The following is a 15,930-nucleotide window of genomic DNA, read 5'->3' as shown; positions in this document are numbered from 1 at the left end:
CCCTTCCTGATTTACTGTTTTGCTACCTGCTCGGTGAAGAAGCGGTTGCCCATCTCCTCCAATCCCAATGTCTCCAGCACTTCCTGCAAACGCTCGGAAGGCCGCTGGCGTGGCAGGTTCTTGTACGTCGCGATGATCAGCTCATTCTTCATCGAGTGCTCCCAGCCCACCAGCTCCGTCACGTTGACCTGGTAGCCGTGGGCTTCCAGTTGCAGGCAGCGCAGCACGTTGGTGATCTGGCTGCCGAATTCGCGCGTGTGGATCGGGTGGCGCCAGATCTCGGTCAGCGCGGACTTGGCCAGCGACTTGCCCTTGTTCTTCTTCAGCACCGACGCGACCTCCGCCTGGCAGCAAGGCACCAGCACCATGTACTTGGCCTTCTTCTTCAGCGCGAAGTGGATGGCGTCGTCGGTCGCCGTGTTGCAGGCGTGGAGCGCGGTGACGACGTCGATCCGGTCCGGCAGCAGCTTCGATTCGGTGGACTCGGCCACCGACAGCGGCAGGAAGGACATGCCGGGGAAGTTGAACTGCTTGGCCAGTTCCTGCGAACGCGCCACCAGCTCTTCGCGGGTTTCGATGCCGTAGATGTGCGAGCTGTCGTTCAGCGCCTTGAAGAACAGGTCATAGATGATGAAGCCGAGGTAGGACTTGCCGGCGCCGTGGTCCACCAGCGACACGCTCTCCTTCTCGGCCAGCACTTCCTTCAGCAGCGGCTCGATGAACTGGTACAGGTGGTAGACCTGTTTCAGCTTGCGGCGGCTGTCCTGGTTCATCTTGCCGTCGCGGGTGAGGATGTGCAGCTCTTGCAGCAGCGCGACGGTTTGGCCTTCGCGGATTTCCGGCATATTGTCCGCGCCGGTGACGGTTGCGCCGATCTTGGCCACTTGCTTACTTGGCTTCATCGATCCACGCCTGCTGTATCGCCTCGAGGACTTTTTCACCACCGCGCGTGTGGTCGTCGTCGAACTCTTCGAGGTCGACGATCCAGTTGTGCAGATCGGTGAAGCGGATAGCCGCCGGATCGACGTCCGGGTGCTTATCGTAGAGCGCTTCCGCAATCGCGGTGATGTCGGTCCACTTCATCTCAGTGCCCGCCTTCGCTTGCGTGATTGATGGTGTATTTCGGGATCTCGACGACCAGGTCCTCGTCCGCCACCACGGCCTGGCACGACAGGCGCGACACGGCTTCCAGGCCCCAGGCCTTGTCCAGCAGGTCTTCCTCGGTCTCGGAGGCTTCGTTCAGCGAGTTGAAACCTTCGCGCACCAGCACGTGGCAGGTGGTGCAGGCGCAGGACTTCTCGCAGGCGTGCTCGATGTGGATGTCATTTTCGAGCATGACGTCGCACAGCGTCTTGCCGGCTTCGGCTTCGATGACGGCGCCGTCCGGGCACAGTTTTGCGTGGGGCAGGAATACGATTTGTGGCACTTGATACCTCTAGGTTTGTTTAAACTACCTGGTCCAGCGTCTTGCCGGCCAGTGCGCTGCGCACGCTGCGATCCATGCGGCGCGATGCGAATTCCTCGGTGCCGTTGGCCAGCGCTTCGACGGCGGACTTCACCGCCGCGTGATCGGCGGCGCCGGTCTGCGATTGCGCGACCACGTCGCGCACCTTGTTCATCAACGCGTCGACCGCCTTGCGCTCTTCGTCGCTCAGCAAGCCCGCGTCTTCATCCAGCGCCGATTGCGTGGCCAGCATGATGCGCTCGGCCTCGACCTGCTCTTCGCGCAGTGCGCGGGCGACCATGTCCACATCGGCCGACTTGTACGAATCCTGCAGCATGCGCGCGACGTCGTCATCACCCAGGCCATAGGCCGGCTTGACGACAATCGACGCTTCCACGCCGGAGCGCAGTTCGCGCGCGGACACCGACAGCAGGCCGTCCGCGTCCACCTGGTAGGTGATGCGGATGCGCGCCGCGCCGGCCACCATTGGCGGAATGCCGCGCAGCTCGAAGCGCGCCAGCGAGCGGCAGTCGGACACCAGCTCACGCTCGCCCTGCAGCACGTGCACCGCCAGCGCGGTCTGGCCATCCTTGAAGGTGGTGAATTCCTGAGCGCGGGCGCATGGGATGGTCGAATTGCGCGGGATGATCTTCTCTACCAGGCCGCCCATCGTCTCGATGCCCAGCGACAGCGGGATCACATCCAGCAGCAGCCAGTCGTCGCCCGGCGCGCGGTTGCCGGCCAACAGGTTGGCCTGCACCGCCGCACCCAGCGCCACCACCTTGTCCGGGTCGATGTTCGCGTGCGGGATGGTGTGGAAGTATTCGCTGACCGCGCGCTGCACGTGCGGCATGCGGGTCGCGCCGCCGACCATGACCACGCCATCGATATCGTCCGCATCGACGTTCGCGTCGCGCAGCGCTTTCTTGATGGCCTTCATGGTCTTCTCGATCAGGTGCTTGGTGATCTCCTGGAAGGTCTCGGCGGTGATCTTCAGATGCACTTCCTCGCCCGAGCCGAGCACCGCGTCCACGGTCACTTCGGACTTGGTCGACAGCAGTTCCTTCGCTTCGCGGGCCTTGACCATCAACACGGCGGTGTCCTCGTCCGACAGCGGCGCCAGTTTTTCCTGCTGGTGGATGTAGCAGAACAAGCGGTGGTCGAAATCGTCGCCGCCCAGCGCGGAGTCGCCGCCGGTGGACAGCACTTCGAACACGCCCTTGCTCAGCTTGAGGATGGAGATATCGAATGTGCCGCCGCCCAGATCGTAGACGGCGTACAGACCTTCCGAACCGTTATCCAGGCCGTAGGCGATGGCGGCGGCGGTCGGCTCGCTCAGCAGGCGCAGCACGTTGATGCCGGCCAGCTGCGCCGCATCCTTGGTGGCCTGGCGCTGCGCGTCATCGAAGTAAGCCGGCACGGTGATGACCGCGCCCACCAGATCGTCGCCCAGCGAATCTTCGGCGCGCTGGCGCAGCGTGGCCAGGATCTGCGCCGATACCTCGACCGGGCTCTTGATGCCGGCGATGGTCTTCAGCTGCACCATGCCAGGGGTGTCCTGGAAATCGTAGGGCATGTTTTCCGCGTAGGCGATATCGGCCAGGCCGCGGCCCATGAAGCGCTTGACGGAAACGATGGTGTTCTTCGGATCGATGGTCTGCGCGGCCTGCGCCTTGTAGCCGATGTTGGCATGGCCATTGGGCAGATAGCGCACCACGGAAGGCAGCAGCGGGCGGCCTTCCTCATCGCTGAGCACTTCTGGAATGCTGTTGCGCACCGTGGCGACCAGCGAATTGGTGGTGCCCAGGTCGATACCGACCGCCAGCCGATGCTGGTGCGGCGCGGTGGACATGCCTGGTTCGGAAATTTGCAGAAGTGCCATGGATGGACCTGTATTCTTATCTTGTCTGCCGAGGCGCGCGCGCGGCGCGGCGCTCAGGCTTCGATTGCTTCGAAGGCGAAGCGGACTTCTTCGCCGAATTTTTCAAGGAACATCAGCGCGCGCACGCCTTGCGCGGCCGCGTGGAAATCGCCGGCATCGATCTGTTTTTCGATCTCGGCCAGGCGCGCCTTGCGTTCGTTGCGCAGCTGCTTGTCCAGCGCTTCCAGCGCGTCGCTGTCCTTGGCGGCGCGGGCGTCGCCCAGCTCTTCGCGCCATTCCATCTGCTGCATCAGGAAGGCCATCGGCATCGCCGTATTCGACTCGGTCTGCAAATCGACGCCGTTCAACTCGCACATATACTGCGCGCGTTTCTGCGGATTCTTCAGGGTCTGGTAGGCTTCGTTGGCGCGCGTGGCCCACTGCATGGCGACGCGCTTTTCGGCGTCGGTGGCATTGACGAATTTGTCGGGATGGACGCGGCCCTGCACGTCGCGGTAGGCGCTGTCCAGCGCCCCCGCGTCCACGGCAAACTGCTGCGGCAGATTGAACAACTCAAAGTGATTTTGCATGGCTTATCAGATGCGGAAGCTTTCGCCGCAACCGCAAGCGTCTTTCTCGTTCGGGTTATGGAACTTGAAGCCTTCGTTCAAGCCTTCGCGCGCGAAATCGAGCTCGGTGCCGTCGATGTAGGGCAGGCTTTTCGGATCGACGAATACTTTGACGCCGTGCGATTCGAACACGCTGTCTTCCGGCGCGACTTCGTCCACGTATTCCAGCTTGTAGGCCAGGCCCGAGCAGCCGGTGGTGCGCACGCCAAAACGCAGGCCGACGCCCTTACCACGGCGTTCGATGTAGCGGTTGATATGCTTGGCTGCTTTTTCGGTCAGGGTGATTGCCATTTGATTCTCCGTGCCGGCGGCGATTGAACGCCGCCGGTTAAAACAGACTTAGGCCGCGACTGGGTGCTTGGTCTGGTAGTCCAGTACCGCTGCCTTGATGGCGTCTTCCGCCAGGATCGAGCAGTGGATTTTCACCGGCGGCAGCGCCAGCTCTTCAGCGATCTGGGTGTTCTTGATGGCCAGCGCCTGGTCCAGCGTCTTGCCCTTGACCCATTCGGTCACCAGCGAGCTCGATGCGATGGCCGAACCGCAGCCGTAGGTCTTGAACTTCGCGTCTTCGATCAGGCCATCGGCGCCGACCTTGATCTGCAGCTTCATCACGTCGCCGCAGGCCGGCGCGCCGACCATGCCGGTGCCGACGGTCTCGTCGCCCTTTTCGAACGCGCCCACGTTGCGTGGATTTTCGTAGTGGTCCAACACTTTTTCCGAGTAAGCCATTTTAATGCTCCTGTATCTGAATAATTAGTGGGCTGCCCATTGGATCGAGCTGATGTCGATGCCGTCTTTGAACATGTCCCACAGTGGCGACAGCTCACGCAGTTTGTGTACCTTGGACTTCATCAGGTTGATGGCGAAGTCGATGTCCTCTTCGGTCGTGAAGCGGCCGATGGTGAAACGGATCGAGCTGTGTGCCAGCTCGTCGCTGCGGCCCAGGGCGCGCAGCACGTACGATGGCTCCAGCGAGGCCGAGGTGCAGGCCGAACCGGACGACACGGCCAGGTCTTTCACGGCCATGATCAGCGACTCGCCTTCGACGTAGTTGAAGCTGACGTTCAGGTTGTGCGGCACGCGGTGTTCCATGTCGCCGTTGATGTAGGTTTCCTCGATCTCCTGCAGGCCCTTGGCCAGGCGGTCGCGCAGGCCCTTGATGCGGGTGATCTCGCTGTCCATTTCCACTTTCGCCAGGCGGAAGGCTTCGCCCATGCCGACGATCTGGTGGGTAGGCAGGGTGCCGGAGCGCAGGCCGCGCTCGTGGCCGCCGCCGTGCATTTGCGCTTCGATGCGCACGCGTGGCTTGCGGCAGACGTACAGCGCGCCGATACCCTTAGGACCGTAGGTCTTGTGAGCGGTGAAGGTCATCAGGTCGCACTTGGTCTTTTGCAGGTCGATCACCACCTTGCCGGTCGCTTGCGCGGCGTCGCAGTGGAAGATGATGCCTTTCGAGCGGCACAGCGCGCCGATCTCGTCGATCGGCTGGATCACGCCGATCTCGTTGTTGACCAGCATGACGGAGACCAGGATGGTGTCCGGGCGGATGGCCGCGGTCAGCTGCTCAATGGTGATCAGGCCGTTGTCCTGCGGTTCCAGGTAGGTCGCCTCGAAGCCCTGGCGTTCCAGTTCGCGCACCGTATCCAGCACTGCCTTGTGCTCGGTCTTGACGGTGATGATGTGCTTGCCCTTGGTCTTGTAGAACTGCGCCGCGCCCTTGATCGCCAGGTTGTTCGATTCGGTGGCGCCGGAGGTCCAGATGATCTCGCGCGGGTCGGCATTAACCAGCGCCGCGACGTGGCCGCGCGCCTCTTCCACCGCTTTCTCCGCGGTCCAGCCGTACATGTGGCTGCGCGAGGCCGGATTGCCGAACTGCTCGCGCAGGTAGGGAATCATCATGTCGGCGACGCGTGGATCGATCGGCGTGGTGGCCGAGTAGTCCATGTAGATCGGGAAATGCGGGGCGGTCTGGAACTTCACTGGCGCGATGTTTTTTTCAGGGGCGTTCATCTGGGTTACTCCGTTAACTAGTTCTCTTAACCAAGCGCGGCGTGGTTACGGTGCATCACGACCACGTTTTGTTCAGCATTCTTTTGCTTCTGTTGATCGACCAGATCCTGCAGGGACACGGAATCCAGGTAATCGACCATCTTTTCATTCAGCGTGGCCCACAGTTCGTGGGTCATGCAGCGTGCGCCGCTGGCGGCGTCCGCGCCGTGGCAATTTTCCTTGCCGCCGCATTGGGTCGCATCGAGCGGCTCATCGACGGCGATGATGATGTCGGCCACGGTGACCTTGTCGGCGCGGCGCGCCAGACTGTAGCCCCCGCCCGGACCACGGATCGATTCGACGATCTCGTGGCGGCGCAGCTTGCCGAACAACTGCTCCAGGTAGGACAGCGAGATGGCCTGGCGCTGGCTGATGCCGGAGAGCGTGACCGGGCCTTTGCCTTGGCGCAAAGCCAGATCGATCATCGCAGTCACAGCAAAACGGCCTTTGGTGGTCAGACGCATCACTACCTCGGTTCAACTAGGTTAAAATATCGACCTCAACGCTCTTCACGGTGTTTCAAAAGAGCTGATTAGTTGATCGATTTAGTCAAGTATACCAAACTTTAACAAAGTTTGCCCGGAGAGCCTTTTGCCAGAAGGGTTACTTACCGTTTCAACAACTGCATGGGCTGGAACAGCTGGTGCATGTCCTGGTTGCCGATGAAACTCAGGTTGTAGGGATGTTCCGCCACGATGCGCGGGAACTCCCGCATGACCGGCAGCTTGCTCAATAGTTCAGCGATTTTTCCCCACAACACCATCGTCGGCGTGGTGGACGCCTGCTCGGCCAGGCCAGCCATCACGGTCTCGAAGAACGGCAGCCAGGCCTTGGCGTCCTTGACGGGCGGCACGTGGCTGCGGAACACCAGCGAGGCGTTCAGCAGCAAAAACCCCTGTTGGATCAATTTCTGCTGCATCTCGGCCAGCGTCTGGATGTGGCTGCCCGACACATTGCGGGCGCGCGCGGCGACGGCGGCCATCGCTTCGCCGGCGGTATTGTCCGGCGCCAGCTGGCCGTCGGCCACCAACAGCATCTTCATGAAATTGCGCAGCGAGGTGGCCTTGTTGACCGGCTTGGACAGCCCGCCGCCCTGCTCGTCCGACCACAGGCTGCCGACCGCGCCGTCCATGAAGCAGACGCCGGTGGCGCTTTCCTCGCGCGGATACGGGCCTTCGCCGACCAATACATAACGCACATCCTGCAACGGCAAGGCAAAGGCCGCAAACAGGCGCTGCCCGGTCGGCAGGTACTGGTCCTGGGCCAGCTGCGGCAGGTAATCGGGGTAGGCCTTCATCATGGCCTCCAGTCCCTTGATCAGCAATGGGCGCCAGGAGGCGTCGGCGCGCGGCAGCGCATCGAGGATGGAAGTGGGGATCGTCATGGGCGGAAAGCGTTGAGGCAAAGGGGCGATTGTATCGCCGAATGCTCCCCGCCCCAATATGTCAGGCCAGGCTCCAGCCGGGTTTTTTCATGCTTGCCAGATCGGCCAGCACCAGCGCGGCCAACGAGGACATCAGGATAAAGCCGGAGTTGCCGCCCACGACGGGGCTGGGGTGGTAGTGCAATACGTCCATCGCCAACCGGCTGACGACGAAGGTGTAGGTCAGCGCGTAACTGCGCATGATCCAGGTCCGGTGCAGGTCGATCTTGCGTTGTATGGCGGCCGCCACCGCCACCAGCGTGGCATACAGCCAGCACCCGGCCTGCGCGCAGGTCATCCAGCGCTCGCTGCCGGGCAGGTGGTCAAGCGCGATCCAGATCGCCGTCGGCGCGCCGATGCAGATCGCCAGCAGGTAGGCGTAGCCGATCGGGCGGTGCAGCCGGCGCGCGCGCCGGTAAGTCAGCAACTGCAGCGGCGCGGCAAACAGCGCCACGCTGCCGGCGGTCGCATGGACATGCAACAGCAGCCGGTAGTCGCTGGTCTTCAGCTCCCAGGCCGGATTCCAGCCCAGCAACATCGGCAGTTCGACCTGCACCATCACCCAGGCCACCAGGCCACCCAGCACAAAAAAGATCATCCACAATTGACGTTGAGAGACCGTATCAAGCATGACACCCTCGATAAAAAAGTCGGCCCCACGTGCAGCAGCGAAGGGCCAAGGTTGGAGGAATCACACGACGATCCTATTTCGTCGATGTTGCCGCACGACAATTAACGCATCCAATCGGGGTGCGCGCGACAAAAAAGATGTAACAGTTGAGCCTGGTTAATTTAACAGACAATATTTCCCGGCTTTTTTACAACAGCCCGGCAACCCAGCCGCCGGTGAAGCCGGCCTTGCGCAAGCCATCCCGCAGATAAGTGTTTTGACGCAGCAGGCTCCAGGGGAAATCGTTCAGGTAATTTTCCACCATGACGACCGTCGGCCCCTCGTTGATGCCGAAGTGGTAAGGCGACACCCAGCGCCGGCAGCCGGCCTCGCACAGGTGGAAGATGGTCGAGAACGAGGCCTTGAAGCCGTAGGGATTGGCCTCGCACAGGTTCAGCCCCTGGAAGTGGGCGATGCTGGGCAGGACGATCTCCGGCGCGAACGGCAGGCTGGCCGCCACCGCCCACGGCGCCAGCGTGCCGTCGTCCGGGCCGTACGGCGCGCTCCGTGCCACGTAGTCATAAAACCTGCGCTGCACGCCGCCGATCTTCCGGCTGGCGGGACCTGGGCCGTCGCTGGCCGTGAAACCCCAGCACAGTTCGCCGTACTCCGGAAAGCCCAGCGGATTCTCGATCGCGTAGCGCTGCTGCACATAGGCGGCGCGGCGGCTGTTCTCGAAATAGTCCAGATCGTGCGCGCGCATGAAGTCGTCGCGGATGCCGCGCAGGTCCAGCCAGAGGTGCGACATCTGATGAATGAACAAGGGGCCGGCATACAGATAGTCGATGCCGTACACCGTCTTCCATTCGTAGGTGCTGGCCCATGCGTCATAGCTGTCGCGGCCGATCGGATGGGTCGGCGACCCGAGCGCCAGGATGTACAGGATCAGCGCCTCGTCGTAGCCTTCCCAGTGCCAGCGCAGGAAACCCTGCTCCGGCTTCCAGCCGTGGCAAAGCAAGCCGTTGCGGCCGCGCATCCATTGCCAGTCCACGCGCCGGTACAACATGTGCGCCAGTTCGCGGATCTCGCGCTCGCCCGGGGAGTCCTCGCTGAAATACGCGGCGGCCGTCAGCATGCCGGCGATCAGCAGCGCGGTGTCGATGCTGGACAGCTCGCACCGCCATGCGCGCGCCCCGCTTTCCATGTCCAGGAAGTGATAATAGAAGCCCTTGTATCCGGTGGCGTCCGGCGCGGTGCCCTGCTCGCTATTGGCAAAGAAGCGCAAGGTGGTCAGCGTGCGCAGCACGGCCTCGCCGCGCGACATGCAGCCGCGCTCGACGCCGATGGTGTAGACGGTCAGCGCCATGCCGACCGCGGCGATGCTGGCCGGCCAGCCCGGCTCGGTCTTGTCGCGGATCAAGCCGTTGGCCGGGTTGGTTTCGTGGATGAAGTACTCAAAGGAATTCCTTTGCATCTCCGTCAGCAGCTTGAGCTTCTCGGCGTCGATGGCGGGTGGAGGACGGTGCATATCAGGCATGGTGGTCATGGCGGGCCCAGCAAATACCAAAGCTCCATGTTGTCACAGCCTTCCGCCAGCGTATGTGGTTCAACGCACGAATGAGGCCCGAGCGGTGGCGCGTCTCCTCCGGCGCGGCCGGCATGTTATCGCGGACCGACTTGCCATGACCGCGATTTTCCCGCACTATTCGCGTGAACTTCTTGCTAATTTTTTGCTTTCTTTACGAGGCATTTGTGGCCACTCCCGACATCTCAAGGTTGAAAATAGAACGCGGCGCTCCCGCACAGGTTCAAGGGCAGCGGTCCAAGCGCCGCCGCTGGATCAAGATCGCGCTGGTGGTGATCGTGGCCGGCATAGGCGGCAAGGTCGCCATGGGCCAGTTCAGCGGCAAGAGCAGCGTGGAAACCGTCACCGTGGCCCAGACCTGGCCGTCGCAGAGCTATACCCTGCTCAACGCCACCGGCTACGTGGTGGCGCAGCGCAAGGCGGCGCTGTCGTCCAAGGCCACCGGCCGGCTGGAGTGGCTGGGCGTCCTTGAAGGCAGCAAGGTCAAGCAGGACGAGGTGATCGCGCGGCTGGAGAACCGCGACGTCAGCGCGACGCTGGGCCAGGCGCAGGCCAACGTCAAGGTGGCGCAGGCCAACCTGGAACAGGGCCAGGCCGAGCTGCTCGACGCCCAGGCCAACTTCAAGCGCACCGCCGAGCTGCTGAACCAGAAGTTCATCACCGCCTCCGCCTACGACACCGCGCAGGCGCGGCTGACCAAGGCCAAGGCCAATATCGCCGGCTACAACGCCGCCATCGCCGCCGCCAAGGCCAACGCGCAGGCGGCGCAGGTGGCGCTGGACCAGACGGTGATACGCGCGCCGTTCGACGGCGTGATCCTGACCAAGAGCGCCAACGTCGGCGACAACATCACGCCCTTCTCCTCCGCCGCCGACAGCAAGGGCGCGGTGGTCACCATCGCCGACATGGACACGCTGGAGGTGGAGGCCGACGTCTCCGAATCGAACCTCAGCAAGATCCGCGTCGACCAGCCGACCGAGATCCTGCTCGACGCCTTCCCCGAGCTGCACCTGGCCGGCAACGTCTCGCGCATGGTGCCGACCATGGACCGCAGCAAGGCCACCTTGCTGGTGAAGGTGCGCTTCGTCGACCACGACCCGCGCGTGCTGCCGGACATGAGCGCCAAGGTGGCCTTCCTGTCGAAACCCGTGCCGCCGGAGGACAGGCAGGCCGTGACCGCCGTGCAGCCGGCCGCCATCGCCACGCGCGACGGCAAGCCGGTGGTGTTCGTGCTCGATGGCGAGAAGGTGAAGCAGGTGCCCGTCACGCAGGGCCGCAAGATCGGCGACCTGACCGAGGTCAAAGGCGTCAAGCCCGGCGACAAGGTGGTGCTGGCGCCGGACGCCAAGCTGCACGACGGCGCCGCCGTCAGCCTGGCGAAAAAATGATCGGGGAACCAGCGTGAGCGAACCACTGGTACTGATCGAACACCTGGTCAAGTCCTACCGCCGCGGCGACCAGGTGGTGGAGGTGCTGCGCGATATCAGCCTGACGATACCGGCCGGCGATTTCACGGCGCTGATGGGCCCTTCCGGCTCCGGCAAGAGCACTCTGCTCAACCTCATCGCCGGCATCGACAAGCCCGATAGCGGCGTGCTGCGCATCGCGGGCCTGGACATCGCCGGCATGAGCGAGAGCGACCTGGCGCACTGGCGCTCGACCAACGTCGGCTTCATCTTCCAGTTCTACAATCTGATGCCGGTGCTGTCGGCGTTCGAGAACGTGGAACTGCCGCTGCTGCTCACGCCCCTGTCGCGGCGCGAACGGCGCGAGCGCGTGGAGCTGACGCTGGAGATGGTCAACCTGGCCGACCGCATGGACCACACGCCGAACGAACTGTCCGGCGGCCAGCAGCAGCGCGTGGCCATCGCCCGTGCCATCGTCACCGACCCGACGCTGATCGTGGCCGACGAGCCGACCGGCGACCTGGATCGCAACTCGGCGGCCGAGATCCTGGTGCTGCTGCAGCAGCTCAACCAGCAGCTGGGCAAGACCATCATCATGGTGACGCACGACGCCAACGCGGCGGCGCAGGCGCGCAACATGATCCACCTCGACAAGGGCGAACTGCTCGCCGGCGAACCGACTGTCCCGGCCTGACACCATGTACACGCTGCGGCTGATCTTCAAGAACGCCATGCGCCACAAGCTGCGCACCTCGCTGACGATACTCGGCCTGGTGGTGGCGATCTTTTCCTTCGGCCTGCTGCAGACCGTGGTCGACGCGTGGTACGCCGGCGCCGAGGGCGCGTCCAACACCACGCTGGTCACGCGCAACAAGACCTCGCTGGTATTCCCGCTGCCGCTGTCCTACCAGGCGCGCATCCGCGCGGTGCCCGGCGTGTCCGGGGTCGGCTTCGCCAACTGGTTCCAGGGCACGTACAAGGATCCGAAGAACTTCTTCGCGCAGTTCGCCGTCTCCGGTGAGAGCTACCTGAACATCTATCCCGACTACCTGCTGCCGCCCGAGCAGCGCGCGGACTTCCTCAAGGACCGCAAGGGCTGCATCGTTGGGCGCAAGCTGGCCGACCAGTATGGATTCAAGGTCGGCGACGTCATTCCGCTCAAGGGCACCATCTACCCCGGCAACTGGGAGCTGACGGTGCGCGGCATCTACGACGGCCGGCAAAGCACCACCAACACCGCCACCCTGTTCTTCCACTGGGACTATGTCAACGAGACGATGAAGAAAGTCATGCCGCGCCGCGCCAACCAGATCGGCGTGTACGTGGTGCAGATCGACCAGCCGGAGAACGCCGCCGCCATCTCCGCCGCCGTCGACAAGGAGTTCGCCAACTCGCTGGCCGAGACGCTGACCGAAACCGAGAAGGCCTTCCAGCTGGGCTTTGTGTCGATGTCGGAGGCGATCGTGGTGGCGATCCGCGTGGTGTCCTTCGTGGTGATCGTCATCATCGGCGCGGTGATGGCCAACACCATGGCCATGAGCGCGCGCGAGCGGCTGGGCGAGTACGCGACGCTTAAAGCGCTCGGCTTCGGCCCCGGCTTCCTGGCGCTGATGATCTTCGGCGAATCGCTGCTGCTGGCGGCGTTCGGCGCGGCCATTGGTATCGCCGTCCTGTTCCCGTTCGCCACTGTCCTCGGCAAGGTGATGGGCACCATGTTCCCGGTGTTCGAGGTGTCGCGGCTGACGGTGCTGCAGCAGGTGTTGGCGGCGCTGGTCATCGGCACCTTGGCCGCCATCGCGCCGACCATCCGCGCGGTGCGCATCAACATCGTCGACGGTTTGAGGAGCATAGGTTGACGCATCCATCATGAAGATCCCTCTCTCCTACGTGGCCCGCAACCTGTGGGCGCGCCGCCTGACCACCACGCTGACCGGCGCCGGCCTGGCGCTGGTGGTGTTCGTGTTCGCCACGGTGCTGATGCTCGACGAGGGCCTGCGCAACACCATGGTCACCACCGGCGAATACGACAACGTGATCCTGATACGCCGCTCGGCCGACACCGAGGTGCAGAGCGGCGTGGACCGCACCCAGGCCAGCATTGCCTCCAGCCATCCGTCCATCGCGCTCGGCGCCGACGGCCAGCCCTTGCTGTCGAAGGAAACGGTGGTGCTCATTTCGCTCAACAAGCGCGGCTCGGCCAAGCCGTCCAACGTGATCATCCGCGGCATCTCGCCGCGCGGCCTGACGCTGCGGCCGCAGGTGAAGCTGACGGCGGGCCGCATGTTCCGTCCTGGCGCTTCCGAGATCATCGCCGGCGCCAGCATCGCGCGCCGCTTCGAGGGCGCCGGCATCGGCGAGACGCTGCGCTTCGGCCAGCGCGAATGGACCGTGGTCGGCCTGTTCGACGCCGGCAACAGCGGCTTCGATTCCGAGATCTGGGGCGATGCCGACCAGCTGATGCCGGCCTTCCGCCGCAACGCCTATTCCGCCATGGTGCTGCGGCTGGCCGACACCTCGCTGTTCGACGGCTTCAAGAAGGACATCGAATCCGACCAGCGCCTGACGCTCGACGCCAAGCGCGAACAGACCTTCTACTCCGACCAGTCGAAGGCGCTGTCGACCTTCATCAGCGTGCTGGGGCTGATCCTGTCGATCATTTTCTCGATCGGCGCGATGATCGGCGCCACCATCACCATGTACGCCTCGGTCGCCAACCGCGTCGGCGAGATCGGCACCTTGCGCGCGCTGGGCTTCCAGCGCCGCAGCATCCTGGCCGCCTTCCTGGCCGAGTCGATGCTGCTGGCGGTGCTGGGCGGCGCGCTGGGCCTGGCCTGCGCCTCGCTGATGCAGTTCCTTTCCTTCTCGACCACCAATTTCCAGTCCTTCTCCGAGCTGGCGTTCGGCTTCCGCCTGACGCCCGCCATCGTGGTCAAAACGCTCATGTTTTCGCTGGCGATGGGCATGGTCGGCGGCTTCCTGCCGGCGCTGCGCGCGGCCCGCATGAAAATCGTCGACGCCTTGCGCGCAGCATGACCGTGTGACCACACAATGGCGCGGGAAAGCGTGCTAGACTTTCCTTAATGCAAACCTCGCCGTAGGCGCCAGTTTTGCCCCAGGACTCAACGCCGACCATGCCGCACAGGGATCATCCATTTGCCGCGCAAGGAATCGGGTCGCGCCAACTCTGGCGCCGGCTGCTGCTGGGCTGCGCGCTGCTGGCGTGGGCGCTGGCGGCGCTGGCCGGGCCGACGTGGGCCACCGGCGAGCGCAAGGTGCTGGTGCTATATTCGCTGGGTTCCGATTCCGCGTCGGCCTGGCAATCACTGATCCACAAGGGACTGTCGGCCGAACTGGCCGACCAACGGCAGACCTCCACGCTGGGCATTTTCGAAGAACGCTTCGACGCCGTGCGCGTCGGCGACGAGCAGGCGCAGGCCGGCATGGAGCAGTACCTGCGCACCAAGTACGCGCACATCCAGTTCGACGCCATCATCACCGAGAACTATGTGGCGGCGCGCTTCCTCAGCGACCGCCCCGACCTGTTCCGCGGCGTGCCGCGCCACTACGTGAACCACGGGCGCCTGAACTGGTCGCCGCACGACGGCATCGCCTATCAGGTACAGGCCAGCTTCGAGCGCGCCATCGGCGTGATCCCGCAGGTGGCGCCGGAGGTGCGGCATGTGGTGGTGATCGGCGACAGCACCGACCGCATGCAGGAATCGGTGAACGGCGTGCGCGCTGCGGCCGGCATCTACGCTCGGCAACTGCGCTTCGAATACTGGGACAGCCTGACCTACGCCGAGATCTTCCGCCGGGCCGCGCTGCTGCGGCCCGGCAGCGCCATCTTCCTGCTGCCCAGCTATCACGACAGCGCCGGGGAGCGCCGCCGGCCGGTGGACATCGCGCGCCAGCTGGTGGCCACCACCCAGGTGCCGATCTTCACCAACTGGGAGGCCATCGTGGTGCCCGGCGTGGTGGGCGGCTACGTGGTCAGCGCGGAACGCATCGGCCGCGCGATCGGCGCCATCCTGTTGCAGCGCAAGCCCGATATCGCCGGCATTCCCGGCTACCTGTTCGACCACGGCGCGGCGCAGCACTTCCACTTGCAGAATATTCCGCCGACGGCGCAATGGGTCAACCGTCCGCGCAGCGTGTTCGAGGAGTACCTTTGGCAGATACTGGCCGGCCTCACGCTGATCGTGCTGGAGGGCGTGTTGATCTCTGCGCTGATCTTCGCGCTGCGCGGCCGGCGCCAGACGCTGCTCGCGCTGCACGATGAGCGCAACCAGCTGGAGGCGCGGGTGACGCGGCGCACGCTGGAGCTGATGGTGGCCAACACCAAGCTCGAACAGCTGGCCACCACCGATCCGCTGACCGGCATCGGCAACCGCCGCCGCATGACGGAGCAGATCAACAAGGAGCTGGAACGCAGCCGGCGCTTCAAGCATTCGCTGTCGCTGCTGATGGTCGACATCGACCACTTCAAGGACGTCAACGACCTCTATGGCCACGAAGCGGGCGACCGCGCCATCGTGGCGGTGGCGCGCGCGCTGGAGGGCGGCATGCGCAATATCGACATGGCGTCGCGCTTCGGCGGCGAGGAGTTCGTGCTGCTGATGCCGGAGACCGGGATCGACGTCGCCAGCGGCGCCGCCGAGCGGCTGCGGGCCGATGTCGCCTTGCTGCGCATCGAGGGCGACAACGGCGAGCGGATCGCGCTCACGGTGAGCATCGGTGTGGCCTCGTCGACGCCGGAGGGGCCGCCGGACAGCGCCTCGTCGCTGATCTCGCGCGCCGACAAGGCGCTCTACCAGGCCAAGCACGAAGGGCGCGACCGGGTGGTCAGCGCCTGATACGGTAGTCTTTTTGACAGCAAACACGAATCATTATCATTTGCATTGACATTTACCTTTGTACAAGATA

17 protein-coding genes are annotated in these 15,930 nt (G+C 64.0%); 5 read left to right on the top strand and 12 right to left on the bottom strand.

What is annotated here, in order from left to right; translation table 11 throughout:
* Positions 1-11: 11 nt before the first annotated feature.
* From ACUJB0_RS06895 to ACUJB0_RS06840, 12 genes are all read right to left on the bottom strand, one after another.
* On the bottom strand, positions 12-902 hold the full coding sequence (locus ACUJB0_RS06895) for a class I SAM-dependent methyltransferase (protein ID WP_444844578.1): 891 nt from the start codon (positions 900-902) through the stop codon (positions 12-14).
* Positions 889-1,083, bottom strand: coding sequence for a Fe-S cluster assembly protein IscX (iscX, locus tag ACUJB0_RS06890; protein ID WP_444844577.1), 195 nt, complete (start codon positions 1,081-1,083; stop codon positions 889-891). Before iscX ends, ACUJB0_RS06895 begins: the two co-directional genes overlap by 14 nt.
* 1 nt (position 1,084) lies before the next feature.
* Positions 1,085-1,426, bottom strand: coding sequence for an ISC system 2Fe-2S type ferredoxin (gene fdx, locus ACUJB0_RS06885; protein WP_117013424.1), 342 nt, complete (start codon positions 1,424-1,426; stop codon positions 1,085-1,087).
* Positions 1,427-1,445: 19 nt separating this feature from the next.
* A complete protein-coding gene (gene hscA, locus ACUJB0_RS06880) occupies positions 1,446-3,326 on the bottom strand; it encodes a Fe-S protein assembly chaperone HscA (RefSeq protein WP_444844576.1) in 1,881 nt (626 codons plus the stop codon).
* A gap of 53 nt (positions 3,327-3,379) precedes the next feature.
* Positions 3,380-3,895, bottom strand: coding sequence for a Fe-S protein assembly co-chaperone HscB (hscB, locus tag ACUJB0_RS06875; RefSeq protein WP_444844575.1), 516 nt, complete (start codon positions 3,893-3,895; stop codon positions 3,380-3,382).
* 6 nt (positions 3,896-3,901) lie between these two features.
* Positions 3,902-4,225: an iron-sulfur cluster assembly protein IscA gene (gene iscA, locus ACUJB0_RS06870; protein ID WP_117013419.1), complete on the bottom strand. Its 324-nt coding sequence runs from the start codon at positions 4,223-4,225 to the stop codon at positions 3,902-3,904.
* A gap of 48 nt (positions 4,226-4,273) precedes the next feature.
* Complete coding sequence (iscU, locus tag ACUJB0_RS06865; RefSeq protein ID WP_008450509.1) at positions 4,274-4,663, bottom strand: Fe-S cluster assembly scaffold IscU; 390 nt, start codon at positions 4,661-4,663, stop codon at positions 4,274-4,276.
* A gap of 24 nt (positions 4,664-4,687) precedes the next feature.
* Complete coding sequence (locus ACUJB0_RS06860) at positions 4,688-5,944, bottom strand: IscS subfamily cysteine desulfurase (protein ID WP_444844574.1); 1,257 nt, start codon at positions 5,942-5,944, stop codon at positions 4,688-4,690.
* A gap of 26 nt (positions 5,945-5,970) precedes the next feature.
* On the bottom strand, positions 5,971-6,447 hold the full coding sequence (gene iscR, locus ACUJB0_RS06855; protein ID WP_008450513.1) for a Fe-S cluster assembly transcriptional regulator IscR: 477 nt from the start codon (positions 6,445-6,447) through the stop codon (positions 5,971-5,973).
* A 143-nt stretch (positions 6,448-6,590) separates the two neighbouring features.
* The gene (locus ACUJB0_RS06850; RefSeq protein ID WP_444844573.1) at positions 6,591-7,367 is read right to left on the bottom strand and encodes a uracil-DNA glycosylase; all 777 of its coding nucleotides are present in this window, start codon (positions 7,365-7,367) and stop codon (positions 6,591-6,593) included.
* A gap of 61 nt (positions 7,368-7,428) precedes the next feature.
* Complete coding sequence (locus ACUJB0_RS06845) at positions 7,429-8,037, bottom strand: DUF2306 domain-containing protein (RefSeq protein WP_444844572.1); 609 nt, start codon at positions 8,035-8,037, stop codon at positions 7,429-7,431.
* A 187-nt stretch (positions 8,038-8,224) separates the two neighbouring features.
* Positions 8,225-9,553 (bottom strand): glucoamylase family protein, encoded by a 1,329-nt coding sequence (locus ACUJB0_RS06840; protein ID WP_444844960.1) that lies wholly within the window; start codon positions 9,551-9,553, stop codon positions 8,225-8,227.
* 215 nt (positions 9,554-9,768) lie between these two features.
* Here ACUJB0_RS06840 and ACUJB0_RS06835 point away from each other — a divergent pair, with 215 nt between their 5' ends.
* The 5 genes from ACUJB0_RS06835 to ACUJB0_RS06815 all read left to right on the top strand — a co-directional run bounded on the left by ACUJB0_RS06835 (position 9,769) and on the right by ACUJB0_RS06815 (position 15,860).
* Positions 9,769-10,989 (top strand): efflux RND transporter periplasmic adaptor subunit, encoded by a 1,221-nt coding sequence (locus ACUJB0_RS06835; RefSeq protein ID WP_444844571.1) that lies wholly within the window; start codon positions 9,769-9,771, stop codon positions 10,987-10,989.
* A gap of 13 nt (positions 10,990-11,002) precedes the next feature.
* Positions 11,003-11,701: an ABC transporter ATP-binding protein gene (locus ACUJB0_RS06830; protein ID WP_444844570.1), complete on the top strand. Its 699-nt coding sequence runs from the start codon at positions 11,003-11,005 to the stop codon at positions 11,699-11,701.
* 4 nt (positions 11,702-11,705) lie between these two features.
* Positions 11,706-12,863: an ABC transporter permease gene (locus tag ACUJB0_RS06825; protein WP_444844569.1), complete on the top strand. Its 1,158-nt coding sequence runs from the start codon at positions 11,706-11,708 to the stop codon at positions 12,861-12,863.
* 10 nt (positions 12,864-12,873) lie between these two features.
* Positions 12,874-14,040 carry an ABC transporter permease gene (locus ACUJB0_RS06820; RefSeq protein ID WP_444844568.1) on the top strand — a complete coding sequence of 389 codons (1,167 nt, stop codon included), beginning with the start codon at positions 12,874-12,876 and terminating at the stop codon, positions 14,038-14,040.
* 74 nt (positions 14,041-14,114) lie between these two features.
* On the top strand, positions 14,115-15,860 hold the full coding sequence (locus ACUJB0_RS06815) for a diguanylate cyclase (RefSeq protein WP_444844567.1): 1,746 nt from the start codon (positions 14,115-14,117) through the stop codon (positions 15,858-15,860).
* The last annotated feature ends 70 nt before the right edge of the window (positions 15,861-15,930 follow it).

Source organism: Duganella caerulea, assembly GCF_040362985.1.
Classification (GTDB): domain Bacteria; phylum Pseudomonadota; class Gammaproteobacteria; order Burkholderiales; family Burkholderiaceae_D; genus Rugamonas; species Rugamonas vulcania.
This window is presented reverse-complemented; position numbering and strand designations above follow the sequence as displayed.